This window comes from Sphingopyxis sp. YF1 (genome assembly GCF_022701295.1).
Lineage (GTDB): Bacteria > Pseudomonadota > Alphaproteobacteria > Sphingomonadales > Sphingomonadaceae > Sphingopyxis.
Genome location: NZ_CP033204.1, coordinates 2,579,005 through 2,604,352, shown reverse-complemented (window position 1 = coordinate 2,604,352; position 25,348 = coordinate 2,579,005). Strand labels below are relative to the sequence as shown.

The 25,348-nt window shown below is 69.1% G+C and carries 14 protein-coding genes; 7 read left to right on the top strand and 7 right to left on the bottom strand.

Features of this window, described 5'->3' with window-relative positions:
- Nucleotides 1-16: 16 nt before the first annotated feature.
- Nucleotides 17-865, top strand: coding sequence for a phosphodiesterase (locus EAO27_RS12660; protein WP_242770232.1), 849 nt, complete (start codon nucleotides 17-19; stop codon nucleotides 863-865).
- Here the strand turns inward: EAO27_RS12660 and EAO27_RS12655 are convergent.
- From EAO27_RS12655 to EAO27_RS12625, 7 genes are all read right to left on the bottom strand, one after another.
- Nucleotides 862-1,806: a D-2-hydroxyacid dehydrogenase gene (locus tag EAO27_RS12655; RefSeq protein ID WP_242770229.1), complete on the bottom strand. Its 945-nt coding sequence runs from the start codon at nucleotides 1,804-1,806 to the stop codon at nucleotides 862-864. The genes EAO27_RS12660 and EAO27_RS12655 overlap by 4 nt on opposite strands.
- 369 nt (nucleotides 1,807-2,175) lie before the next feature.
- Nucleotides 2,176-3,636 (bottom strand): cysteine--tRNA ligase, encoded by a 1,461-nt coding sequence (cysS, locus tag EAO27_RS12650; RefSeq protein WP_242770225.1) that lies wholly within the window; start codon nucleotides 3,634-3,636, stop codon nucleotides 2,176-2,178.
- 380 nt (nucleotides 3,637-4,016) lie between these two features.
- Nucleotides 4,017-13,823, bottom strand: coding sequence for a hypothetical protein (locus EAO27_RS12645; RefSeq protein ID WP_242770223.1), 9,807 nt, complete (start codon nucleotides 13,821-13,823; stop codon nucleotides 4,017-4,019).
- 28 nt (nucleotides 13,824-13,851) lie between these two features.
- Nucleotides 13,852-15,675, bottom strand: coding sequence for a ShlB/FhaC/HecB family hemolysin secretion/activation protein (locus EAO27_RS12640; protein WP_242770221.1), 1,824 nt, complete (start codon nucleotides 15,673-15,675; stop codon nucleotides 13,852-13,854).
- A 181-nt stretch (nucleotides 15,676-15,856) separates the two neighbouring features.
- On the bottom strand, nucleotides 15,857-16,618 hold the full coding sequence (locus EAO27_RS12635; protein WP_242770219.1) for a hypothetical protein: 762 nt from the start codon (nucleotides 16,616-16,618) through the stop codon (nucleotides 15,857-15,859).
- On the bottom strand, nucleotides 16,605-18,683 hold the full coding sequence (locus EAO27_RS12630; RefSeq protein ID WP_242770217.1) for an adenylate/guanylate cyclase domain-containing protein: 2,079 nt from the start codon (nucleotides 18,681-18,683) through the stop codon (nucleotides 16,605-16,607). Before EAO27_RS12630 ends, EAO27_RS12635 begins: the two co-directional genes overlap by 14 nt.
- Nucleotides 18,684-18,687: 4 nt before the next feature.
- A complete protein-coding gene (locus EAO27_RS12625; RefSeq protein WP_242770215.1) occupies nucleotides 18,688-21,786 on the bottom strand; it encodes a CHAT domain-containing protein in 3,099 nt (1,032 codons plus the stop codon).
- Nucleotides 21,787-21,998: 212 nt separating this feature from the next.
- Here EAO27_RS12625 and EAO27_RS12620 point away from each other — a divergent pair, with 212 nt between their 5' ends.
- The 6 genes from EAO27_RS12620 (at nucleotide 21,999) to EAO27_RS12595 (ending at nucleotide 25,292) form a co-directional block, all read left to right on the top strand.
- Nucleotides 21,999-22,322, top strand: a complete 324-nt coding sequence (locus EAO27_RS12620) for a DUF1476 domain-containing protein (protein ID WP_242770213.1) — start codon at nucleotides 21,999-22,001, stop codon at nucleotides 22,320-22,322.
- Nucleotides 22,323-22,343: 21 nt separating this feature from the next.
- Nucleotides 22,344-22,577 (top strand): BolA family transcriptional regulator, encoded by a 234-nt coding sequence (locus tag EAO27_RS12615; protein ID WP_242770210.1) that lies wholly within the window; start codon nucleotides 22,344-22,346, stop codon nucleotides 22,575-22,577.
- 48 nt (nucleotides 22,578-22,625) lie between these two features.
- Nucleotides 22,626-22,955: a Grx4 family monothiol glutaredoxin gene (grxD, locus tag EAO27_RS12610; RefSeq protein WP_242770207.1), complete on the top strand. Its 330-nt coding sequence runs from the start codon at nucleotides 22,626-22,628 to the stop codon at nucleotides 22,953-22,955.
- Between the two features lie 13 nt (nucleotides 22,956-22,968).
- On the top strand, nucleotides 22,969-23,889 hold the full coding sequence (locus EAO27_RS12605) for an MBL fold metallo-hydrolase (protein ID WP_242770205.1): 921 nt from the start codon (nucleotides 22,969-22,971) through the stop codon (nucleotides 23,887-23,889).
- Between the two features lie 7 nt (nucleotides 23,890-23,896).
- A complete protein-coding gene (locus tag EAO27_RS12600) occupies nucleotides 23,897-24,511 on the top strand; it encodes a DUF4230 domain-containing protein (RefSeq protein ID WP_242770202.1) in 615 nt (204 codons plus the stop codon).
- Between the two features lie 67 nt (nucleotides 24,512-24,578).
- Nucleotides 24,579-25,292: an adenylate cyclase gene (locus tag EAO27_RS12595; protein WP_242770199.1), complete on the top strand. Its 714-nt coding sequence runs from the start codon at nucleotides 24,579-24,581 to the stop codon at nucleotides 25,290-25,292.
- Nucleotides 25,293-25,348: the final 56 nt, after the last annotated feature.

Here is a 25,348-nt window from a genome sequence, read left to right as displayed (position 1 = left end):
AAGGCAGGGGACGCGCATGCTGATCGCCCAGATCACCGATATCCACATCGGGTTCGATCCGGACAATCCGGCCGAATATAACCGCAAGCGGCTCGACGAGGTGCTCGACGTGCTGATCGAGGGCCCGAACCGGCCCGACCTGCTGCTCGCCACCGGCGACATCACCGACCGCGGCGATCCCGACAGCTATCGCCGCCTCGCCACCGCTTTCTCGCGCTGCCCCTTTCCCGTATGGCCTAGCGTCGGCAATCATGACCTGCGCGCCAATTTCCACGCGCAGTTCCCGGGCTTCGCCGACGGCAACGGTTTCGTCCAGTACAGCGTCGACCTGCCCGAACTGCGGCTGGTGACGATCGACACGCTCAAGGAAGGGCGCCACGGCGGTGCCTTTTGCGAAGGTCGCGCGGCGTGGCTCGACGCAGAGCTGGCGAAGGTGCCCGACAAGCCGACCTATATCGTGATGCACCATCCGCCGGTCGAGAGCGGGATCGAGTGGATGAACACGCATCCCGACGAGCCGTGGGTCGCGATCTTCACCGACGTCGTGCGGCGGCACGGCCAGGTGCGCGGGCTGATCTGCGGGCATCTGCATCGCAGCGTCACCGTGGCGTGGGAGGGGCGGACGATCGCCATCTGCTCGTCGACCGCGCCGCAGGTGTCGCTCGACCTTCGCCCGATCGACGAGGATCATCCCGATGACCGCCCGATGATCGTCGCCGAGGACCCCGCCTATGCGCTCCACCGCTGGAACGGACGCGAACTGGTGAGCTTCTACGACCATGCCGGCGCACACACGATGCTCGCCAAATATGACGCGCGGCTGCAGCCGCTCGTGCGCGAACTGAAGGCTGAGCGGCCGGGTTAATAGCCGAGCAGCAGGTCGACCTGCGGCGCGACGGCTTCGCCGCGGTGCCAGCGGCCGAGATTTTCGAGGAAACGCTCGGCGGACCGGAGGAACATCTTGTCCTGCGCGCGGCCTGACAGGTGCATGGTGATATGCGCGTTGTCGAGGCTCCACAGCACATCGTCGACGGGCAGCGGCTCGGGGTTGGTGACGTCGAGGAAGGCGGCGCCGATCTGCTGGCTGTCGAGCGCGGCGACGAGCGCTGCCTGGTCGACGACGCTGCCGCGCGCGATGTTGACCAAAGTCGCCGTCGATTTCATCGCCGCGAGTTCGGCGGCGCCGATCATGCCGTCGGTCTCGGGCGTCGCGGGCACCGCGAGGATCACCCAGTCATAGTCGCCGAGCCGTTCGCGCCACTGGTCGGGACCGAGGGAATTGGGGCCCGGTGTCCGGCGCACGATGGTGACGTCGACGTTGAACGCCCGCAGCCGCTCCTCGACCAGCTTGCCGATCGCGCCGTAACCGAGCAGCAGCGCCTTCGACCCGTAAAGTTCGACCTTGCCCGGAGATTCGTGCAGCCACTCGCGGCGTTCCTGCGCGCGCACGACCTCGCGATAGCCCTTGGCGACGGTGAGCATGCCCATCACGACATATTCGGCGATGGTGATCGCGTTGATGCCGACGCCGTTGGTGACGACGGTGCCGCGCTGCGCGAGCAGGTCGAGCGGGATGCCGTCGACCCCGGCATAGATCGAATTGAGCCATTTCATCCGTGTCGCCGCGGTGATCGCGGCGGCCATGTCGCGCTTGTCGTACATGTCGAACCAGCCGATTTCGGCTTGCGGCGCGAGGCTCATCGCTTCTTCCTTTGACTGGAAGAAAAGCGGCTCGACCCAGTCGGGGAGGCGGTTCTCGACGAGCGGCCGGATCAGGCCCGAGAGGACGGTGACGGTTTTGGTCATAAATCTTCCTTTTTGTCCTCCCCATCGACCTGCGATGGGGAGGTGGCATCGCGAAGCGATGACGGAGGGGCCTTGGCGAACTCTACCAAGCGATTTTCGACAATGTCGACAATAGATTGGGCAACGGAAACCAGACTGTCCAGCGCGTCGCGAGCGGAAAGTCACAATGTGTTGATACGGCGAGCGTGCAGCCATTGGTGCGGACGGATCGGGCGAGTCTGTCAGGACGCATCGTCGTTACCCCTCCACCACTCGCTTCGCGAGGGGGGCCCTCCCATCGCAAGTCGATGGGGAGGATTGGAAACCTCCCGACCCTCTCCGCTGAGTTGCAATGGGGCGGTGGCAGTCCGCAGGGCCGAGGGAGGGCCGTCAGGCCTCCAGTCGCCAGTCCCAGCCGAGCGGGTCGCCGTCCATCACTTCAACCCCGGCGGCGATGAGTTCGTCGCGGAGCGCGTCGGAGGCAGCGAAATCCTTGGCCGCGCGGGCTTCCTTGCGGCGCACGAGCGTGGCTTCGATCGCCTCCGCGGTGATCGTTGCTGCCTTCGGGCGAAGGCGCAGGTCGGCGCGGTCGATCGTCAGCAGGTCGAGACCGAGCACCGCATCCATCGCGGCGATCGCCGCGCGTTTCTGTCCGGCGTCGAGCTTTTTCATTGCCGCCGCATCTTCGAGCAGGGTCAGTGCGACCGCGGTGTTGAGGTCGTCCGAAATCGCCGCATCGAATTTTGCGAGCAGGTCGGTCAGGCGGCGGTCGGCCACCGCGACCGGATCTGCCTCGCGCACCGATGCCGCCGCCATCACCAGCCGCTTCAGCCGCGTCAGCGCCGCACCAAGCCCCTCCCAGGAAAATTCCAGCTCGCTGCGGTAGTGCGCCTGAAGGCACATCAGCCGGTAGGCGAGGGGGTGATAGCCGCGATCGACCAGCAACTGAAGCCGCAGGAATTCGCCGGTGCTTTTCGACATCTTGCCGCCGCGGTCGATCAGGAAATTATTGTGCATCCACAGCCGCGCGCCTGAATGTTCGGCGCAATCGAGGCTGCCGCAGCCGCGATACGCCTGATTCTGCGCGATCTCGTTGGGGTGGTGGATTTCGCGGTGATCGATGCCGCCGGTGTGGATGTCGAACGGCATGCCGAGTTCGGCCTCGCCCATCACCGAGCATTCGAGATGCCAGCCCGGCGCGCCGCGACCCCACGGCGAATCCCATTCCATCTGCCGCGTCTCGCCCGCCGGGGTCTTGCGCCAGATCGCGAAATCGGCGGCGTGGCGCTTGCCCTCCACCTCTTCGATCCGGGCTTCGCCTTCGTCGGTCACCGCGCGCGCGAGCCGGCCGTAATCGGCAACGGTCGAGACGTCGAAATAGAGGCCGCTTTCAAGTTCGTAGCAATGCGCGTCGGCGATCCGCTTCGCAAATTCGATCATGCGCGGAACATAGTCGGTCGCGACGGTCCATTTCGCGGGGCTGCGAACATGGAGCCAATCGAGGTCGCGCTTGAACTCGGCGGTATAGAAGGCGGCGATGTCCCACGCGGTCTTGCCCTGCTGCGCGGCCGCTTTCTCCATCTTGTCGTCGCCGGCATCGGCGTCCGACGTCAGATGGCCGACGTCGGTGATGTTGATGATGTGGCGCAGCGCATAGCCCTTGAACGAGAGGGCGCGGCCGAGGGTGTCGGCGAAGACATAGGCGCGCATATTGCCGATATGCTGGTAGTTATAGACCGTCGGACCGCAGCTGTAGACACGCGCCTCGCCGGAGTGGACGGGCTCGAAGATTTTGAGACTGCGCGTCAGGCTGTTGAACAGCTGGAGCGGCGGGGCAGGGGTGTCGGTCATCCCCGGCCCATGCCCCGCACCGGGGTTTGCCGTCAACCGGATTGCACGCACGGGATATGCGGAGGGGAGACGGTGCCGCGCTATGGCCCTTCCGTCAGCGCTACGCGCTGTCACGTCCCCGTCGCTGCGCGGCAAGGCTGAATGGCAGTAAGCGACCGGAAGCGGCCATTCTTCTCCCCTCCCGCTTGCGGGAGGGGTCGGGGGTGGGCCGCGGCGTCGCGATGGCCCACCCCGCTGCGGCTAGCCAGCAAGCTGGCAAGCCTCGCTGCCCCTCCCGCACGCGGGAGGGGAAACCGGTTCGTCGCTCAATCCGCAGCTCCCCACCCCAAAGCGGGCCTCTGCTTTCAGGGGTGGCGAAGCATTCCCGGACCGACGCCGGCCTATTCGCTCGGCGGCGACCACAGGTCGTCGTTGCCCGCGCCGGTCACCGGATCGTCGACGAGCGGCTCGCCGGTGAGCGGATCGAGGTCGCGCATCGTGATCAGCGGGGTCGGAAGGCCCTGACCCTCGCCGTTCTTGCCCGCGCTTTCCTTGTCCTCTTCCTCGATCAGGTCCTGCACCGGGAAGCTCGTTTCGAACTCCTGGAAGGCGCAGGCGCCCGAGCTGACGATCAGGCAGCCGTTCATCGTCGAGCGCGGGTCGAAACTGCCCCCGGTCGAGGGCGCGCTGCCCACCGCGGTGCCGTTGATCGAAAGCTGCGCGATGGCGTCGAGCCCGGTGACGGGCCCCGAGGCGCCGAGATGGACGCCGTTGACGACGATCCGCGTGTCGGTCCCCGCGGTGGTCACATTCAGCCCCTGCGCCCCGAAGGTCAGCCCGCGGCGTTCGGCGAAACGCGTGCCCGCGCCGCTGTTCTGGACGTAGAAGCCGCCCTCGACGCCGACATCGATGCCGCCCGCGTAGAGCGCGCCATCGTCGCTGGTGATGCCGTCATTCTGCGCCAGCCGGTCGTCGATCGCGTCGGTATCCGCGGCCGCCGCGACGTCGGCGATCACGCTTGCGGTCGCGACGATGACGTCCGCCGACACGAGGGTCAGCAGGCCGGCGGGGGTGGTTGTCCCGCTGCTGCTGGCGCCGGTCAGCCTGATCGAACCTTCGCCGAGGATCACCTCGAGCGCGTCGCGTGCGCGGATCGTGAGGCCGTTGGTGTCGCTCATGCCCGTGAACAGCACGTCGCCGACCACCCGCGCCTTGCCCGGGGTTTCGATCGTCAGCGTTCCGCTGGTGCCGAGGTTGCTGCCCGATCCGCCCGCGGTCATCGTGAAATCGTCGATGATCACATCGGGCTGGCTGCTGCTGCCGACCGAGCCGATCGGGAGCCCGCCGGGCGCGGCGGCCACGAAACCGCCGTTGTTGTTGTCGACCTGCGGCGCGAAAATGCCGATGTCGGTGCCGTAGAGGCGCGTCATTTCGGCGGCGTCGAGATGGTAGCCGCTGCGCGTGCCGGTTCCGCCGACGAAGGTCTGGGCGCGGCCGTTGGTGTTGCGCAGATCGAGCGTCCGGGTGGTGCCCGTGGTGCCGACCCGCCCGTTCGACGCGATCGCGATATCACCTGAGCCGAGCGATATGTCGCGCGCCGTGACCACGCCGTTGACGGCGAGCGTCCCGCCGGCTTCGCCGAGCAGGCCGTTGGTCGCGGTCACATCGCCGAGGGTGAGTGCGTCGTCGGCGCCGAGCTGGGCATCGGCGGCGGCGAGCTGGGTCACGGCGAGGTCGCCGTTGGTCGAGCGCAGCGTCGCGCGGCCCGCGACGTTGGCCGCGGTCACCGACAGGTCGCCCGTGCTGGTGACCGAAGCGTCGCCAACAGCGGCATCGAGCGCGCTGAACACGAGGTTGCCGCTGCCACCGGCGATCGTGATGCTGTCGCCGCGCGCTGCGACGGGCCCCGCCGAGGACAGGCCGTCGACCAAGATGGCGCCGCCGTCGCTGGTCAGGCTGGTCGCGCCGCCGCCTGCAACGAAGCCGGCGGTGAGGCCGTCGGCGCCGTCGAGCGCAAGCGTGCCGCCCGCGCCGGTTGCCGCGCGGCGCACCGCGAGCGTTGTTCCGGCGGTCAGCGACAGGTCGCGCCCCGCGCGCACCGCACCGGCGTCGATGTCGCCCGATGCGGTGACGGCGAGGTCGCGGCCCGCGACGATTGCATCCACCGGATCGCCATTGGGTTCGCCGAGGGTCGCCGTCGTGATCGCGGCGGCGCCGATCGTCGCGTCGCGGCCGGCGCGCACCGGGGCGGTGACGGCGACGGTGCCGCTCGACCCGACGATGATGTCGTCGAAGGCGTCGAGCCCGTCGAGGGTCGCGTTGCCGCTCTGGGTGCGGATGCTGCTGTCGCCGCCGGTCTGGCCGAGCCCGAGCGTCGTCGCGCCGCTGACCGCCAGCGTCGTCGCCGCATCAAGGACAATGTCGTCGCCTGCCGACAATCCGGTCGCCGTGATCGATCCGCCGCTTGAGCGCAGGTCGATGTCGGCGCCGTCGAGCGACGAGACGCCCTCGCCCTGCCCGATGGTGAAGCCGCTCGCGCCGTAGACGAGGGCAAAGCCGTCGAGGCCTTCGCCGGTCGCGCTGACGCCGGTCGCGGTGATCGCGCCGGCGGCACGGACGTCGAGGTCGTCACCGACGGTGATTTCCGAAAGGTCGGCGGTGGTCGCGGCCAGGACGAGCATATCCTCGCCCGCGCTGGCGTTGGTCAGCGTCGCCGCGCCGCCCGCATTGACCCCCAGCGTGCCCGCGGCGCTGCTGTCGGTCAGCGTCACGTCGCCGCTCGCATCGACGAAGACATGACCCGCGGTTTCGACGTCGCCATTGCTCAGGTCGACGAAGCCACCGGCGGCGTTGGCCGACGCGGCGATATCGCCCCCGGCGCTGAGTGCGATGTCGCCGCCCGCAGCGTAGCTGCCGGTGATGTCGCCAGCGGCGGAAACACCGATGTTGCCCGCAGTATCGGCGCTGGCGATGCTCACCGGTCCGCCCGTCGCGGTCGCGGTCAGCGAGCCGCCCGCCTGGACATTCCGGAGCGCGATGCTCGTCGCATCGAACACCACATCATCGGCCGAGAAAATATCGCCGGTGACGGTGAGCGCCCCGGCGACCGTGCCGCGGACGTTGCTGCCGATTTCCTCGCCCTGCGGGTTGCTGCCGTCGGCGCGCATCGAGGCGATGGTGACATTGCCGCCTGCGCCGAGCACGATATCGTCGCCCGCGACGAGCGCATTGAACTGCCCGCCGCCCGCGGCGTCGAGGATCACGTCGGTGCCCGCGTCGATCGTCCCGGTCGAATTGATCGCGCCGCTGGTCGCGGTGAGCGCGACATAGGTGTTCGACGAGACATCGTCGACCGAGATCGAACCGCCGGTCATCTCGACGAAATTGCCGCCGCGCGTTTCGCCAGACACGCCGATCGCGCCGGTCGCCTGAACCTCGACCGAGGCCAGCGTGGTGACGTCGCCGTCGGCGGTCACGTCGCCGCCCGTCGCGCGCAGGACGATCTGGCCGCTGTTGCCGTCGGCGTTCATGAGGGCGACGTTGCTGCCTTCGATGAACATGCCGCCGCTGGCGATGTCGCCGGTGACATTGACTGCGCCGCCGGCGTCGATGAAGCTGTAGTCGGCGGTGATCGCGCCGGTGTCGACGGTGCCGCCGGCGGTCAGCCGCGTCTGGCCGACCGTGCTGGTCGCACCGGTGATGGCGATGCTGCCCGGCGTGTCGACATAGGCGCCAGAATTGTCGGATTCATTGTCGAGACCGCCCGCTGTAGTGAGCAGCGAGGCGGCGGTCACGTTGCCGTTCGCCGCGATGCGGATGTCGTCACCCGCGGCGAGGTCGGCGAAATTGCCGTCGGCTGCCGAGGTGATGGTGAGGTCGTGCCCCGCCGACAGTGCGCCGGTCGCGGTGATGCCGCCGCTGGTCGAGGTCAGCAGGATGTCGGTGCCCGCCGTCACCGATTCGAGATCGAGCGCGCTGCCGGTGATCGTGGTGACCAGTCCCGAACGGAGGGTGCCGGTCGAGCGCACGACGTCGCTGGCGGTTGCGGTCAGATTGTCGAAGGCGTTGGCGTCGGCCGCGTCGATCGTGCCCGCCGAAGCGGTCAGCGCGATGCTCGAGAGGTCCGCCGGACTCGTCTGGATCTGCCACATGTCGGGTCCGCCCGACGAGAAGGGGCCGAAGATCAGGCTGCGCCCGTCGGGACCGGCGCCGGTGGTCGAGACCGTGTCGACGATCACGCAGCAGGTACCGGCGACGATCATGTCGTCGCCCGCGACCGAATTGGTCACCGTCGCCGTGTTGCCAGCGAGGACATAGAGATCCTCGCCCGCGGTGGTTCCCGCGACGGTCGCGTTGGTGCCCGCGCGGACGCCAACCATCGTCGCGGCGCCGCTGCCCGTGAGCAGGTTGGCGGTGCCGCCGGCGTTGACGAACACATAGCCCTCCGACACGCCGTTCGGCCCGACATAGCCGCCGCTGGTCGCCGCCTGCGCCGTGACATTGCCGTCCGCGGTCAGGGTGATGTTGCCCTGCGCGGCGAAGGCGCCGCCGATATCGCCGGTCGCGTTGACGGTGATGTCGCCGTCGGTCGTCGCCGAGAGGCTGGCGTTGCCGCCGGTCGCGCCGGCGAACAGCGACGCCGAGGTGACGACGCCGTCGTTGATGCGGATGCTGTTGCCGACCAGCGTGACGTTGCCGCCGGCATCGATGCCGTTGCCAAGGATACCCTCGGCCCCCGGCGCGGTCCCGGTCGCGTTGAGGCCGACGGTGGTGCCAGCCGTGATGGTGTCGAAGACGATCGACTGGCCGTTCACCGATACAAAACCGCCCGCCGACGAATTGCCGAGGTCGACCGCGCCGACCGCGGTGATGTCGATGTCGCCGCCGGTGATGATCGAATTGGGTCCGGTCGCGAAACTGCCCGCGTCGGCGACGAAATCATTGTCGGCTTCGGCGTGGTCGACGCCGGCCGCGCCGACGGTGCCGATGACGATGTTGCTGCCATCGAGTTCGGAATCGAGCCCGGTGCCGTCGGTGATCAGCCGGCCGGCGACGATGGTGCCGCCCTGCAGGTTGATGTCGTCGCCGGCGATGGCGTTGGCGATCGCGGTTTCGTCGCGGGCGCTGGCGACGAGGTCGTCGCCCGAACGGGTGGTGCCATAGACGTTGATGCGCCCGCCGTCGGCACGCAGCAGCGTCGAACCGCCGGCGTCGAGCGAATCGACGTCGATCGCGCTGTTGAGGCCCGTTACGGTCATCGTCAGGCTGGTGCCCGCGCTGACCAGGCTGCCCGGCGCGCTGCGGATGCTGTTCGCCGCGGTGAAGGACGCGCTGCCGCCGGTCTGGATCGTCGGCGCGGTACCGGCGCGGAAATCGTGACGGATATCGACCTGGTCGTCGGCGGTGACGTCGAGCGTTCCGCCGACGTTGAACTGGCCGGTGCCCTGGGCATAGACGCCCACCGAGCTGCCCGTCGTCAGCGATACGGCGCCGTCGGTCTGGATCAGGCCGCCGTCGTTGATGCCAAGGAAGATGCCCGCGGGTGCGAGGTCGGTGTCGTTGTTGGTGAGCACCGCAAAACCCGCCGCCGTGACGGTCAGGCTGGGCATGGTGATGCTGCCGTCGGCGATCAGTTCGACGCGGCCGGCGGTGTCGCCGCTGGCGTCGATGACGGTGTCGCCGAGGTTGATCCGGCCGCGGTTCGATGCCGAATTGCGCGATTCGAGGACGACGGTGCCGCCCTGGGTGCCGAAGCTGCCGCCGCCCGCGCCGATGCCGCCGCTGCCGTCGCCGCCGTTGCCGCCATTGCCCGACGTGCCGTTCGCCACGATCGCGACGCTATTGCCGCCCGAGGTGATGGTGCCGCCGTTGGCGGTCAGCCGCACGGTGCCGCCGTTGCCGCTGCCGCCGATGCCGCCGTCGCCGCCGATGCGCCCCTGGACGATGTCGTCGGGGGTGCCGGGAATGCCGTCGGGACCGGGCAGGGTGATCGAGCCCGGGTTGCCGCTGCCGTTGCCGCCGTCGCCGCCGATCCCGCCACTGCGGAGCCCCGCGACGCCCGAGCTACCGATCGCGACTTCGATCGTCCCGTCATTGGCAACCAGTTCGACGGTGCCGCCGCGACCGTCGCCGCCGTCACCGCCGCGTGGCCCGATCAGCGGACCGTTGCCGCCGAACAGGCCGCCGCTGCCACCGTTGCCGCCGGTGCCGGTGGTGATGAAATTGGCGTCGGTGACGCGCGCATAGGCGCCCGTGCCTTCGGCGCGGACGCGCGCGGTGCCGCCCTCGGCATAGCCGCCGCGCCCGCCTGCGCCGTTCATGGCGCTGCCCCCGGCGCCGCCGTCGGCGCGCGCGTCGAGGACGACGCCGCCGGTCGAGGCGCTGATGTCGGTGATCACCAGTTCGGCGGTGCCGCCGCGCGCTTCGCCGCCATCGCCGGCGATATTGCCCGCGCCGCCGTCGCCGCCGCGCCCGGTCGCCAGGCTTCCGATATCGCCCGTCGTGGTGATCGTGGTCGCCAGCCCGATGGTCGCGGTGCCGCCCTGGCCGTTGCCGCCATTGCCGCCGCGTCCCGCAGCGGGTGACGACGACGAGCTGAAATCGAAGAACTGACCGCCGTTGCCGCCGACGCCGCCGGCATCGGTCGTGATGTCGGTGGCGGTCAGCGAGCCCGCAGTCAGCGTGATGGTGGCGGTGCCGCCGAGCGCGCCGCCGCCGTTGCCGGCATTGCCCGCGATGCCGTTGCCCGAGAAATAGTCGCCGCCGCCGCCGCCGAGCCCCGACGCGAAGGCGCTCAGCGTCGTGGTCGTGACCACGGCGTCGCCGTCGAGCGTGATCGTCGCGGTGCCGCCCTGGCCGAAACCGCCGTCTTCGCCGTCTACCGCGTTGGCCGGGTCGCTGTCGGTGCCCGGATCGCCGAAACCGCCGCGGCCGACCGCCTCCGCGGTGATGTCGCTCGCGGTGAGCGCGCCGCTGGCGAGCGTGATCGTGGCGGTGCCGCCCATGCCCATGCCGCCGAGGCCGCTGCCGCCCGAGCCGTCGGCTGAAACCGCAAGATTGCTGAGGTTCACCACCCCGCCGGTCTGCGAATAGGCGGCGAGGCCGCCGCTGCCCAGGCCATCGCTGTCGCCGGTCTCGCTGCCGAAGCCGCTGGCCGAAAGCTGGATCGAGTTGCCGGTGAGCTGCCCTCCCTGCACGTCGAAGGTGACGTCGCCGCCATAGCCCGCGGCGGTGCCGCGCAGAAAGCCCGCCCCCTCGAACGGGGCCTGCGCGCGCCCGTCGGCATTTGCGAAAATGTCGGTGAAGTTGATCGTGCTGGGGTTCAGATTATTGTCGAGCGACTGGAACAGGATCGACCCGCCGCGCCCGGCAACAAGATTGCCGGCCGCGCTCTGGTCGCCGCCCGCGATTCCCGTCGCTTCGAAAAAGGCGCGTGTGCCGAATGTCAGGGTGCCGCCGTCGACAACGACACCGATGCGGCCGCCTGTCGCGGGCGATCCGCCCTGCGATACGCCGGCTCCCGCGTTGGTTTCGAAACGGCTGATGTTCGAGGTTCCGGTCGAGCTGATGGTGCCGGTATTCGCGGCGCGCAGGTCGATCGTGCCGCCCTGGGCGGCGCCGCCGAGGCCGGTGCTGTTGTCGCTGGCGGCATTGGCGTCGACGCTGAAGAAGTCTGCGGTAATCGTGCCCCCGTCGGCGGTGAAGTCGATGTCGCCGCCGGTGGCGCTGCCGGTGCTCGCCGGAATGGCAAAGCTGAAGCCGCCCGCGCCAGCATCGACCCGAAATTCGCCGAGCGTCGTGATGCGGCTGTCGCCGCCGCTGCCGACGGCGGCGACGCGGACCGTCCCGCCCTGTGCGTTGCCGCGATTCTCGCCCGCAGCCGCAGTGGCGCTGGCGTCGAGAATGATCGAACCGCTGGAGGTCAGCGCCGCGCCGCCGTTCGCGGTGATGTCGATATCGCCGCCGGTAGCGTCGCCGGTGCGCGAACTGGTGCCGTTGCTGCTCGTCGCACCCCCGCTGGTGGCGCGTACGTTGACCGTCAGCGAATTCAGCGACGCCGACAGGCCGCCGTCGGCGCTGATCGTCGCATTGCCGCCCTGCGCGTCGCCGCCCGCGCTGCCGTCGCCGTTCGCGCTTCCCCCGGTGCCCGCCGCATTGAGCGTCGCGTTGCCGAGCAGGGCGGTCGTGGTCTGGTCGCCCGACAGCACCAGTTCGACCGTGCCGCCGGTGCCGTTGCCGCCCGCCGCTGACAGGAAGGTGCCGATGTCGATTTGGAGGGGAGAGCCGCCGATCCCGCCCGCGATGATCGTGGTGGTCGGCGCGGAGAAATAGGTGCCGGCGTCGGCGACCTCGATACGCGCGGTGCCGCCCTGGCCGTTGCCCGACTGGACATTGCCGATCTGGCCCGCGCCGCTGGCGTTGACCGTGACGCTGGCGTTGGCGGTGATGCTGCCGCCGCCGCTCGCAACGATGCCCGCCGAGCCGCCGGTGCCGTTGCCGCCGCGATCGGCGATGATGATGTTGGACATCGAATCGATGGTTACGCCGCCGCCGCGGCCGCTGGCCGACACGTCGATGACATCGGCCGTCAGCGTGCCGCCGATGCCGCTGACCGCGATGTTCGCGGTGCCGCCGAAACCGCCGCCGCCGCTGCCGTCGCTGGCGAGACCGCCGGTGGCCGTCGCCGCGACCGCGACGCCGACCGCCTGGACGTCGCCGCCCGCGATCGACAGCGTCGCGGTGCCGCCGCGGCTGTCGCCCGTCGTCGCGTCGGGGCGCCCGCCGGCGAGGATCGACAAATTGCCGCCGGGACTGCTCGGCAGGCCGACGCGGAAGGTGCCGCCATCGTCGACGTTCAGCGTCGCGCTGCCCGCCGCCGCGCCGCTGCCGTTCGACTGGAGGGTGAAGTTGCCGAAGGCGCCGCCGCTCTGATTGGTGCCGATCGACACGGTCGCGCTGCGATCGCCGATGAAGGTGCCGTTGCCCTCGACGAAGAAGCGGCCCTGTCCGGGCGGGGGGGCGGAGGGCAGGACGGGCGGAGGGAGTTGCTGCACCGCGCCGCCGGTGAAATCGCCGCTGGCGTGCGCCACCACGTTGCTGGCGAACAGCACGTCGTTGGCCACGATGTTGGCGGCGGTCGTGTTGACCGGCGCCGCCGCGATTTCGCCGCCGACGATGTTATAGCCCGCCGCGAGGCGCACCGAACCGTCGGGCTCGGTCTGCGCGCTCAGCGCGTCCTGATAGCCGATCTGGCCCGAGATCAGCATGGTGACCGCGTCGTTCTTCGGGATCGCGACCATGTAGACGCGGCTCTGGTCGGTATCGCCTTCCTGATGCGCGGGCCCGCCGGTGATCCCGCTGTGGGTGATCGCGTTGCCGCCCTCGGCCCCGACGGTGACATTGATGTCGAACAGGCCGTTGTTGATCGTAATGTCGGCCTGTTCGGCGGCGACGAGCGCCGACGATCCGTCACTGCTGATCGCACCCGACTGGACGATGCGCGGCGCGACGAGGGCGACATAGCTGCTGCCCGGATTGCCGGGCTTCATGGCGTTGATGAAGCTGCGCGGGGCGATTTCGATCGCCGCGGTGCTCCCCGGCGCGCCGCGAAAACGGATTTCGCCGCCGGAACCGAAGAGGCCGTCGTTGAAGTCGATGTCGTTCGCGGTGAGCACGAGGCTGCCGACGTTGAGCACGGCGTTCGTGCCGATCAGGATGCCGCCGGCGTTGTAGAACCAGATGTTGCCGCCCTGCGGCGCGCTCGATCCCGCCGCCGGCGTTCCGACATAGGAATTGACGTTGCCGTTGATCGCGATCTGCTGATTGAGCGGGATCGGATTGCCGGCCCCGTCGCGCGCGACGAAACGGTTGAGAACGGTGTAATCGCCGGTCCCGTAATATTCGAGCGTGTTCCCGGTCGCGAGAAACTCGATCGGCGAGCCGGCGGGTGCGGTGCCGCTGGGAGTCCAGTTGATGACGGTCTGGTTGCCATTCGCGACGACCTGCGTCGTGTTGGGCTTGCCGACCGGGGCGTTGTCGATCGTCGCGGTGCCAAGCCCAGTGCCGATTACGACTTCGCCCGACCCCAGGACCTGCGCCCGCGACGGGCCGCCGAATGCGAGCGCCGAGAGCCCGGCAGCGATCGCGCAACTCGCCAAAAGACGCTGCTTGCCCGTGCGGGCGGGCGAAATCGAAGCGGTGGCACGCATGGCGAAAATCCTCGAAGCAAGGCTCATGTCAGCGTGCCCGCACGCCGAACTGGGTGGTGAAGGAGAGGAGGAAGCGCGGGTCGGGTTTTTGCGGCAGGAAACCCGCGCGGTTGAGCGGCACCGCGACCGTCATGTCGATCCGCCCGATGTCGCCATAGGCAAGGCGGAGCCCGCCGCCGGCCGAGTAGAGTTTTTGCGGGTTGAACCCGGCGAAGGCGCTGTCCTTGTTCCACACCCAGGCGGCGTCGAAGAAGGCGAAGGGCTGGAGGGCGAGGCTTTGGCGGTTTCGCGGAATGAGCGAGCCGTAGCGCGCCTCGAGCGACACCGCGACGCCGCTGTCGCCGATCACCGTGCCGGGGTCGAAGCCGCGCCCGATGGTGAAATTGCCCCCCGAAAATTCCTCGTAGGCGAGCAGCGGGTCGCTCGCCCATTGCGCGCGCGGCGCCGCCGACAAGGTGAAATTCTTGGCCGGACGCCATTCGGCGAGCGCGTTCGCGCGCACGAGGAAGGCGTCGGGTTTGCCCTCGATGCGCGACAGCGGGATCGCGCCGGGCAGGAAACAGGCGGCGCCGGTCGGGCCGCAATCGTCGCTGGCACCGAGGAATTTCACACCCTGCCGCGCCTCGACCGAGGTGCCGAAGAACCAGCGCGGTTCGGCGGGGCTGAAGCCGCCGCGCCCGGCGACCGACGCGGGGTCGGTCCAGCTGGCATCGGCGCGCAGGTTGAACACGCGCAGCCGGTCGCGGTTGAGCGCCGCGGCGCCGAGCCCGATGTCCTGGTTGATCAGGTCGAGCCCGCCGGTGACCGTGACCTGGTGCGCCTGGGTGAGTACGAGTGGATAGGATGCGTACAGGCCGATCACCTGCGTTTCCGACTTGATCGGCAGCGCGGCGACGTCGGGCCGTGTCCAGGCGTAGGTGAAGCTGCCGCCGAATTTCAGCCCCTCGTCGCCGACGCGGAATTCATGCGCGACCTGCGCGACATTCTGTTCGTCGAAATCGGGGGTCGAATAGAAGCTGACCGTGGTGAGGTCGCCCATGCCGGTCAGGCCGGGGATGCGCGCACGCACTATGCCGCCCCAGCGGCCGACGTCCTTCGACCCGAAATTCTGGACATTGGCGTCGAAAATCGCGGCGGTGCGGTCGACCGTCACTTCGCCGACGACCTCGCCGGGGACCGCGCCGGGGCGCAGCGTCAGCCGCGCCGACAGGCCCGGGATATCGCGCGCGAGCAGCAGATAGCGCTCGGCGTCGATGATGTTGAACACCGGCTGGTCGCCAAGGTGCGACAGATAGCGCTGGAGCAGGCCCTCGCTGGCGCCGGCATCGCCGCGCACCTCGATCCGGCTCATCCGCGCCGCGAGGATGTCGAGCTTGACGATGCCGTCGCCGATCGTCTGCGGCGGCACGCGCACCGCAGCCAGATAGCCCTTCGCGCGCAGGATCGTCGCCGCGCGGTCGCGGATGTCGCACACGGCGGCGATCGGCAGATCCTGCCCGACGCGATCGCGCCAGGCCGGGTCGAGCATTGTCCGGTCGATCCCCGCGACGTCCGAAAATTCGACGCCGCGCAGCGTGATGCGGATCGCCGCGAATTCGGGGTTGGCGAGCGGGCAGGGCGCGCGCTCGATCGCGTCGTCGGCGGTGACGATCTGTTCGGCCGGGGACGGTGCCTGGAGCGGGGCGGGGCGCTGGATTTCCTCGCGCGTCGGGATCTGCGGGGTCGCGACCTGCGCGTGCGCCGCGGCGGGAAGCGCCGCCAGTAACAGTCCGGGGCCGGCGAGCGCTCCCCTCAGCCCACGCCGCGTCGGACGGGCGAGGCCCGCCTGCTTCCGATACCCCTTGACGTTCATCGTCACCCCTTGCCCTCGATCCCGCCCGGCGGTGTCGCCGCGCGGTCCATTCATCATGCCCAGTCGCGATGACGACTGCGCGAATTTTCGACCCAAGGAAAGGATTTGCCGCTCGTGTGGCGGCTTTTCATTCCATTATTATCAGATGGATGGGGTCGGTTCAATGCCCGCCCGGCTCCATTCATCCCGTTGCCGACGCGGGATCCTGCAACGCATCGACCAGCCGGTCGAGCTGCGGCGTGCAGCCCTTTGCGGTCAGGATGTCGGCCGAGGCGTCGGGGGTTTCGGGGAGGGTTTCGAGCGGGGTGAAGCGTATCGTTACCGGCGCGGCGAGCCCGCCGCCCGAGAAGCGATAATCGACGCCATATTGCAGCGGCACGTCGGCGGGCCAGCGCTTGAACTGCGAATCCGCTTTGAGTTCGGCGCGGCCGGTCTTGCCCGCGCCTTCGACCGTGACGATCGTGCCGGTGCTCGCGTCGGGACGCCACAGCAGCAGCGCGGCGGGGTCGGCGACGCAGAAGGTGCCGCCCTCGCGATAGTCGAGCAGCCAGAGGTTGGGCGCACGGACATAGGCGGGTTCGATTTCGCCCGGGCCGCGCGAGGCTCCGGCGCGCGATTGCAGCGGCGGCTTTTTCGCGATCATGCGCGACACCGTCGACCCCATCGACTGGCTGACCTGCACGACGCCGCTGGCGTTGAAGGTGCCGGCGCCGCTGAGCGTGCGCGTCTTGCCGCTCTGGATCAGCACCAGCTTGTCGCCCGCGACCAGCGTCACGCGGTCGCCCGCCTTGAATTTGGTGCCGGTCGGATATTTGGTCGCCGACGGCCCCGTCGACCGGACGACCATCGACTGCGCCGCGGCGGCGCCGGCGACGGCGATGGCGATACAGGCGGCCGCGGTGGTCAATCCCAGCCGGCCGATCCGGAAATCAGGACAGGACATAGCTCGCTCCTTCTTCGGTCTCGTTCAATCGTTCTATCAAGAACATGATGGATGGTTCCTGACTGAATTCCCCGGCCAGCGCTGTGGCACAGGTCACAAAGACATTTTTATCGCCCGCGGCGTGCGCGGCAACCATTTCGGCGATCCGCGCGCGCTGCTCCGCCGACAGGTCGGGGCGCGGGGTGAAGACGTCGACGGGCTGCGCGCGGCCGCGCAGGGTGACGCGGCCCATCGGCACCAGATCGTCGCGGCCGGCGCGCGCCGCGGCCTCGGCCGAGATCAGAACCCCGGTCTTGAGGCTCTTGTTCGCCGCCTCGAGCCGCGAGGCGGTGTTCATGCTGTCGCCGAGCGCGGTATACTGGATGCGGCCTTCGCCGCCGAAATTGCCGACGATCGCGTCGCCGACGTGCAGCCCGACGCGCGTCATGCCGAGCGGCGGCACGTCGGCGGCGGCAAGGTCGACGCGGAATTTCTCGCCCGCCCGGTACATGGCGAGCGCCGCGGCCGCCGCCTGCGGGCCGTCGTCGGGGCGGCTGAGCGGAGCCCCCCAGAACGCGACGACCGCGTCGCCGACGAACTTGTCGATCGTGCCGCCGTGCGCGAGCACGACGTCGGAGAGGCGGTCGAGATATTCGTTGAGCAGTCGCGCCACGGTTTCCGGGGTCGTCGCGTGGCTCAACTTGGTGAAGCCCTCGAGATCGGTGAAGACGCAGAAGATGTTGCGGCGTTCGCCGTGCAGCGACAATTGTTCGGGGTCGCGCATGATCTGCGCCGCGACATCGGCAGGCAGATATTTGCCGAGCGCCGATTGCGCGAAGGCGCGCTGGCGCGAGCCGATCGTCCGCGCCGCGCTGCCGACCGCGACGAACCCGAACAGCCAGCCGAGCGCCTGGCCGAAGGCGGGCAGGTTCGTCGTGTCGACCCCGATCTTTTGCAGCCAGAAGGGGTAGGCGAGGAAGAAGACCATCTGGAGCGCGAAGATCAGGATCACCCAGCGCGCCTTGAGGTCGACGAGGCTGGTGATCCCGCCCGCGATCACGACGAGCAGCGCGAGCAGCCACAGTCCCCAGCCGGGCACCGGCCGCGACCAGGCGCCGTCGAGCTGCTGCGCCAGCATGTGCGCGTGGACCTCGAGCCCGATCATCGTCTCGCGTTCGCCCGACTGAAGGTCGGGCAGGCGGCTGAGCGGGGTGCTGAACTGGTCGTTGTCGATGATGTCGCCGCCGATCAGCACGTATCGCCCGCGGACCAGTTCGGCGAAGCCGGCGCGCGTTTCGGCATCCATCGGCACCGCGAAGGTGTCGATCGGGATGTTGGCGAACACCGGTTCCTCCTGATCCGCGGTCGCGCGTTCGGGCATCAGAAAGCGGATATTGCCCTGATAGTCGGCGTGCGCGGGATCGACCGGCGCCAGCGCGTTGGCCATCAGCGGGGGCAGGCCTTTGGGCCGGTCGGGCCAGTTGCGCACGACGCCGTCGTCGGTCGCCATCAGCCGGACGCTCGTCGGCCGCGTTCGGTCGGTGGTGACGTCGGTGAGGAAGGATTCGAGGAATTTCTGCTGTTCGAAATAGATGGTGTTGGGGTTGCTGTCCTGCGTGACGTAGGCGAGCCAGGTCGGCGTCCGCATCGCGCGCAGCTGCGCCTTGAGCGCGTCGTCGTCGGGCCGCGGCGAATCAAAGAGGATGTCGATGCCGATCGCCTTTGCCCCCATCGCGTCGATGTTGGCGAGCGCGTGGGTCAGCAAGGTGCGGTCGAGCGGCGAGCGGATGCCCGTGTTGAACAAAGTCTCGTCATTGTAGGTGACCATGACGATCCGCGGGTCCTGGCTGACGTGCGGGGCCATCAGCGTCGCGCGGCTGTCGTAGAGCGCGCGTTCGGCGTCGCCCGCGAGCGGCAATTGCCAGCTCATCCGCGCGATGAACACCGCGACGAGCAGGAACAGGATCGTCGTCGCCATGCGCGCCGGGCCGAGCTGCGTCGCCAGGCGCCGCAGCTGCTTGCGCAGCGGCACGGCGGCGGGCCGGTCGGGCGGCGCCTCTGTCGCGGTTGCCGGGGCGTCGGTCATCGGGTCAGCGCGCGGCGCGGCCCGTCGTTTCGCCGGCCTGTGCCGTGACGGCGGCGGGGCCGGCGTGCAGCAGCGCCTGCGCGCCGTCGCCGATGATCGCGAAACCCGCCCAGTAATAGGGGTGCGATGTCTGTTTATCGTCCATCAGCCGTACCTGCGTCGCCCACAGCGCGTCGGCGACGCTTTCGCCCTGCTGCGCCGCGAACAGCCCGCCGATCAGCCGCTTGGTCGCGTCGAAATCGTCGGGGGCGGGCCAGTGGCTGGCGATCACCGAGCGGCCGCCGGCGCCGATGAAGGCGCGGACCAGCCCGTCGAGTGCGTTGCCGCCGCCGCTGGCGAGACCCGCTTCGCGCGTCGCGCCGATCGACGCTGCGCCCGCCGTGTCGCACGCCGACAGGATGACCAGATCGGCGTCGATCTTGAGATCGTAGATTTCCTGAAAAGTCAGCAGCCCGTCCGAATCGCGGTCGCCGAACGAGGTGACGAGCGCGGGACGCGCGGGGCAGGAGGGGCGCGGCGCGGTGACGAGCCCGTGGGTCGCGAAATGGATGATGCGATAATCGTTGAGGTCGCCGCGCGCCTTGACCGCGGTATCGGTGAAGGCGCCACCGGTGAGCAGCGCCGCCGACGCGTCGCCCATCGCGCTGCGCGCGGTGGTGAGTTCGTCGGCGGAGATCGGCCGGTTCCACTGGGCGAGATCCCACTGGCAGCTGCCGTCGATCCCTCCCGCGGCGCCGCGGGTGCCGAGCGACGGCAGGACGGTGCCGACCGGCTGGTTGTGGCCGAGCCCGAAATACTGGTTCGTTGCCTTCGACGGCGGGGCCTGTCGCGCGTTGCGAAAGGCGAGCGCCGAGACCGCGGTGCTCGGCCGCGTCGCGCGTCCGAGCCATGCGATGCGGCGCATGTCGAAGGCATCGGCTTCGGGGTCGAGCAGCTTGGCTTCATATTCGTCGAGGCCGGTGTCGGCGGTGATCAGCAGATTGATCGGCAGGCGCAGCATGGCGCCGTCGGGTTCGAAAATCAGATGCGGCGTCGTCGGCAGCCGGTCGGCGACCGGAGCGAACAGTCCGGTATAGAGGCTGCGCGCGGTGGCGGCGTCGAAGGGATAGGTCACCCGGCGCCCGCCCTCGACGATCGAGATGGTCGACCGGATGCTGTCGACCGCGGTGTCGAGTTGGGACGCAGAGAGTCCAGCGCGCCACAGTTTCGCGCCGGCGGGGTCGATCAGCATCGCATAGACCGCGTCGCCGACGACGAGCATCTTGAGATAGGCTTCGTCGGGGCGGAGCGCCTGTTGCAGTTCGGCGAGGTCGAGCTTGCCGGGGGCGACGACGCGATATTGCGGAAAGGCCGAGAGCCGGGCGACGGTTTCGGCCTGCTGGAAACCGAGATTGTCGAGCCGCGTCTTCAAGTCGGCACGCAGCGTGTCGATTTCGGGGGCTTCGGGCAATTGCGCGAGGCGGGCGTCCTCGATCCGCGCGCGTTCGATGTCGCGGTTCAGCGTCGTGGCCTGGCGGAAGAGGCGCGCGCCTTCGTCGCTTCCGCTCGACAATTCGCGCGCGAGCACCGCCTGCGTGTCGGCAACGCCGGGGCGTACCTGAAGCTGGCTTGCGACGAAGAAGTCGCCGATCGCGGCCGGATCGGTGGCGGACCGTTCGGCGAGCAGCCGGTAATAAGGCGCCATCATGTTGGCCATGCCGGTCGTCGAGCGCTGCGATCCCGCGAGCGCGCCGACGACCGCGCGATAGATGGTCAGCGCTTCGTTGTTGCGGCCCTGGCGGGTCAGGAAAGCCGCGTAGCGGGCCCGCGCCGAGGCGAGGGCGTTGGTTTCGGGATATTCGATCGCAAGCGCATTGACCGATTCGAGGAAACGCGCGTCGGCGGCGGCGCTGTCGCCCGACGCCTCCTCGGCGAGAGCGAGTTCGCCGAGCATCTGCGAGCGCAGCCGGATGATCGAGGTGACGCGGCCTTCGCGCACCGCCACGGCATCGGCCAGTCCTTTGATCTGCGCGGCCTTCGCCGCCGCGGCATTGCCGCGCAGCCGTTCGACCGTGCCGAGCAGGTGGACCGCCTGCGCATCGATGATCTGCGCGCGTTCGAGCGGGGTCAGCCGCTCGTCGTCGGACGTCTGGCGGATGGCGCGGGCGCCGCTGCCACTGTTCACCCCGGCGACGATTTCCGGGGTCAGCGTCACCGCGCCGTCCGTGACCGTGACCGCGCCGGTGAGCGGGGCGATCGGTGTCGTCAGTATCGCGGCGGCGCCGTCATAGTCGCGCTGGTTGAGCGCGTGGATTGCACGAAAATTGCGGCGCAGGCGCAGCTGGACGGGGTCGGCGGTCGGGATCGCCTCGACCTCGGCGAACAGGCGTTCGGCTTCGGGGAATTCGCCGAGGTTCGATTTCTGGAGCGCGCGGTTGAGGGTGAATTCGGTCGGGTCGATGCCCGCCGCAGCCTGCTCCTCGAGCGCGCGGCGCGACAGCGCCTCGAAAAATTCGGCGGCTTCGGCATAGTCGCCGCTGTGGTTGCGGCGATACCCCTCCGCGAGCGCGCGGTCGACATCGATCGCTCCCGCAAGCGTGCGCGCAAAGCCGTCGTTGCCGCCGACCGAGGTGGTCGCGACGTCGATGACCCCCGACGCGACCTTGCGCCGCCGGATCGATTCGAGCGCAAGCGTCAGCGCATCGTCATAGGCGGAAAAACCCTCGACCGTGTAAGCGGTATTGCCGGCGGACTCGATGCGGGTGGTCCACGCGACGTCGCTGTCCTTGACGGTGCAGCGTTCGGGCCCGGCGCAGACGATCGACGCGCCGCGGGCGCGCTCGATCCGCGCCGCCGCGTCGGCCGGGGTGGCGCGCAGCATGCGAACATAGCCGACCGGCTGGCTCGCATCGCGGCACAGGATGGTCCACGCGCGGTCGAACATGCCGGTGATCACGGGGTCGCGCACCGTCGCCTGGACCTCGCACAGCGACCCGCCCTTGTCGCCGATCGCGAAACGGTCGCGCAATGTCGGGTCCTGTACTTCCTGCGCCGCTGCGACCGCGGGAAGGCCCAGAACCAGGGCCCCCAGAGTCGTCAGCGCATACGGACGTCGAGCGGTCATCGTCGTAATCCCCCAAAGCAGGCATCAGGGCACCCGGCAGCTCTATGGCGGCAAGGCGCAGTCATTCGTTGCTGCGGTACGACCCATAACCGTTGCCGTGAACCCTAAACCCTTCGGATGAAAAAGGGAAGTGATCTGGGGCACAGGTGCCTTGCGCCGCACCGCCCGGCGACCTATCTGCGAGGCATTGGGTTAATTCCGGCGAGGACAAGATGAGCACATTCGACGATCGCGAAAAGGCATATGAGGCGAAGTTCGCCCGCGACCAGGAGGTGCAGTTCCGCATCACCGCGCGGCGCAACCGGCTCGTCGGCGAATGGGCGGCCGCGCGCATGGGGCTGACCCCCGAAGAAACCGACGCCTATGCCAAGGCGGTCGTCCAGGCCGATTTCGAAGAAGCGGGCGACGAGGACGTGATCCGCAAGCTCGCGGGCGACCTGACCGCCGCGGGGGTCGAGATCAGCGACGCGGAAATTCGCGAGGCGCTGGGCGAAAAGACCGTCGAGGCGCGCCGCCAGTTCATCGACACGCTCTGACCACGGGGCGGGGCGCACGCGATGGGCATGGCCGAATCCGACCTGCGGGCGATGATCGTCGCGGCCTTTCCCGATGCCGCGGTGACGATCACCGACCTTGCGGGCGACAATGATCATTATGCGGCGCATATCGTGAGCGAGGCATTTCGCGGCATGACGCGCGTCGCACGGCACAAGGCGGTCTATGCCGCGCTCGGTGGCCGCATGGGCGGCGAACTTCATGCCTTGCAATTGACCACCGCCGTCCCTTCATAGGGGCGAGAGGGATTTTCGGGCGCGATGGCGCCCCATCGGAGACAGGACATGACCGAAGCCACCAACGACCGCATCGCCAAGCTGGTCGCCGATCACCCCGTGCTGCTGTTCATGAAGGGCACACCGCTTTTCCCGCAGTGCGGCTTTTCGTCGCGCGCGATCGCGATGCTCGACCGCCTCGGGGTCGAATATGACACCGTCGACGTGCTGCAGGACATGGAAATCCGCCAGGGCATCAAGGACTATTCCGACTGGCCGACGATCCCCCAGCTGTATGTGAAGGGCGAGTTCATAGGCGGCTCCGACATCATGATGGAAATGTGGGAAGCGGGCGAACTGCACCAGCTGATGACCGGAATCCCGACGCGCGCCGAATAGGGCGCGCGCGGCGATGAGCGACGAAAAGCCCTGGCCCGACAGCATTCGCGCGGGCGATTGCGAGCAGCACGAGCCGCTGGTGCGGCGCGTGCTCGCGCCCAACCCGTCGCCCTATACCTTCACCGGTACCCAGACGTGGATCGTCGGCGCGGGCGCCGACGTCGCGGTGATCGATCCGGGCCCGACGGGCAGCGGGATGAGTATCGGCGATCCGCCCGACGCGAACGGGCAGGGGCATGTCGACGCGATTTTGCGCGCGGTCGAAGGCCAGCGCGTCGCGGCGATCCTGTGCACGCACACCCACCGCGACCACAGCCCCGCCGCGCGGCCGCTGAAGGAAGTGACCGGCGCGCCGATCATCGGCTGCGCCCCGCTCGCCCTTTCCGACGACGGCCCGCGCGCCGATTCGGCGTTCGACCCCGACTATGCCCCCGACCGCGTGCTGGCCGACGGCGAGCGGATTTCGGGCGACGGCTGGACGATCGAGGCGGTCGCGACCCCGGGGCATACGTCGAACCACCTCTGCTTCGCGCTGCCGGAGAGCGGCGCGCTGTTCACCGGCGATCATGTCATGGCGTGGTCGACGAGCGTCGTCAGCCCGCCCGACGGCGACATGGCAGCCTATATGGCGTCGCTTGCCAAGCTCTATGAGCGCGACGATCGCGTCTATTATCCGGCGCACGGTCCGGCGGTGAGCAAGCCGAAACAGCTGGTGCGCGGCATGCTCGGCCATCGCAAGCAGCGTGAGCGGCAGATTCTGCGGGAACTCGAAAAGGGCACAAGCGTCATCTCCGACATGGTGCAGCATATGTACAGGGGGCTCGACCCGCGCCTGACCGGCGCTGCCGGACGCTCGGTGCTGGCGCACCTGCTCGACCTTGAGGCGCGCGGCCGCGTCGCGCGCGACGACGAGCAATGGCGGCTCGTCGCATGAGCGTCGCATGAGCAAGGGGCTGTTCCGCGTCGCGCTGGTCGCGGTGCTTGCGGCCGCGCTCTTCCTCGGCTGGCGCGCCTGGCAGGACTGGCAGCGCGGCTACGAACCCGAAACCGTCGTCGCGGCGAGCCTGCAGGGGTTGCAGGAACAGAATGTGCTGGTGCCCTTTACCGCGCGCTACGTCGCGGTGGTGACCTCGACGCAGAGCCGGCTGGGGCTCGAGGCGAAAAAGACGCTGATCATGCCGGGAACGGTGCGCTACGAACTCGACCTCGCGAAGTTGAAGCCGTCGGACCTCGACTGGGATGCGGCGACGAACGCGCTGACCGTGACGCTGCCGCCGCTGCGCCTTGCGGGCCCCGAGATCGACATCGACGCGATCAGCGAATTTCAGGGCGGAATGATCCTGCTGACCCTGACCGACGCCGAAAAGACGCTCGACGCCGCGAACCGCAAGGCGGCGCAGGAAGAGCTGATCAAGCAGGCGAAGGGGGCGACCCCGATGCGCCTCGCACAGACCGCGGCGCGCAATGCGATCGAACAGAGTTTCGCGATGCCGCTCCGCGCGGCGGGGATCGACGCGAAGGTGACCGCGCGTTTCGCGTCGGAGCCGGCGCGCTGAACCATCTTTCCCGCCGGGCATCGCTGCGCTAGTCAGGCGCATCGGAACCGGGCCGAGGGGGATTGGCATGGCGACGGCAATGACGGGTGCGGGGCGCGTCGAGCGCTTCTGGCAGCGGCTGGCGATCGGGCTCGCCATCTTCATCATCCTGGGTTTCGTGCAGTTCGCGCTGCGCGGCTTCGCCGACCCGGTCGCGGCGCCCTGGTGGGTGCACCTGCAGGGGGCGGCGATGCTCGCCTGGCTGGGGCTGTTGATCGTCCAGCCGATGCTCGCGATGCGGGGCGACATGGCGCAGCACCGCCGGCTCGGCCGGATCGGCGGCGGACTTGCCGCCTTCATCGTGCTGCTCGGCATCTTCACGGGCTGTGCGGCGCTGGCGCTGCACCGTTTTCCGCCTTTTTTCGCGCCGCCCTATTTCCTGGCCCTGACCGCGACCGAATCGATCGTGTTCGGCGCGATGGTCTGGTCGGCAATCCGCCGCCGCCGGACGACCGACTCGCACCGGCGGTTGATGATCGGGGCGACGATCATCATCCTCGAACCCGCGCTCGGCCGGCTGCTGCCGATCCCGATCATGGGGCCGTGGGCCGAACCCGCGGTCGCGCTGGGGCAACTCGCGGTGGTCGTGATCGTCGCGGCCTATGACCGGCGCACGCTGGGGCAGGTGCACCGCGCGACCTGGATCGTCGCGGCGGTTGTCATCGCGACGCGCATCGCCATATCGCTGCTTGCGACGACGCCCCCCGTCGTCGCGCTCGCGGAACGGCTGACCGGTGGCTAGCATCGGGTTTGCCCTGCCGCCGGGTGCGGTGTAGAGGGGCGCCCAAGGCAAAAGCC

Coding starts and splice junctions, on each gene's coding strand:
- EAO27_RS12625 (WP_242770215.1), bottom strand. CDS start 21,786: ATGACCGCTCGACGTCCGTATGCGCTGACGACTCTGGGGGCCCTGGTT.
- cysS (WP_242770225.1), bottom strand. CDS start 3,636: ATGACCGACACCCCTGCCCCGCCGCTCCAGCTGTTCAACAGCCTGACG.
- EAO27_RS12635 (WP_242770219.1), bottom strand. CDS start 16,618: ATGTCCTGTCCTGATTTCCGGATCGGCCGGCTGGGATTGACCACCGCG.
- EAO27_RS12605 (WP_242770205.1), top strand. CDS start 22,969: ATGAGCGACGAAAAGCCCTGGCCCGACAGCATTCGCGCGGGCGATTGC.
- EAO27_RS12620 (WP_242770213.1), top strand. CDS start 21,999: ATGAGCACATTCGACGATCGCGAAAAGGCATATGAGGCGAAGTTCGCC.
- EAO27_RS12645 (WP_242770223.1), bottom strand. CDS start 13,823: ATGCGTGCCACCGCTTCGATTTCGCCCGCCCGCACGGGCAAGCAGCGT.
- EAO27_RS12630 (WP_242770217.1), bottom strand. CDS start 18,683: ATGACCGACGCCCCGGCAACCGCGACAGAGGCGCCGCCCGACCGGCCC.
- grxD (WP_242770207.1), top strand. CDS start 22,626: ATGACCGAAGCCACCAACGACCGCATCGCCAAGCTGGTCGCCGATCAC.
- EAO27_RS12615 (WP_242770210.1), top strand. CDS start 22,344: ATGGGCATGGCCGAATCCGACCTGCGGGCGATGATCGTCGCGGCCTTT.
- EAO27_RS12655 (WP_242770229.1), bottom strand. CDS start 1,806: ATGACCAAAACCGTCACCGTCCTCTCGGGCCTGATCCGGCCGCTCGTC.
- EAO27_RS12640 (WP_242770221.1), bottom strand. CDS start 15,675: ATGAACGTCAAGGGGTATCGGAAGCAGGCGGGCCTCGCCCGTCCGACG.
- EAO27_RS12595 (WP_242770199.1), top strand. CDS start 24,579: ATGGCGACGGCAATGACGGGTGCGGGGCGCGTCGAGCGCTTCTGGCAG.
- EAO27_RS12600 (WP_242770202.1), top strand. CDS start 23,897: ATGAGCAAGGGGCTGTTCCGCGTCGCGCTGGTCGCGGTGCTTGCGGCC.
- EAO27_RS12660 (WP_242770232.1), top strand. CDS start 17: ATGCTGATCGCCCAGATCACCGATATCCACATCGGGTTCGATCCGGAC.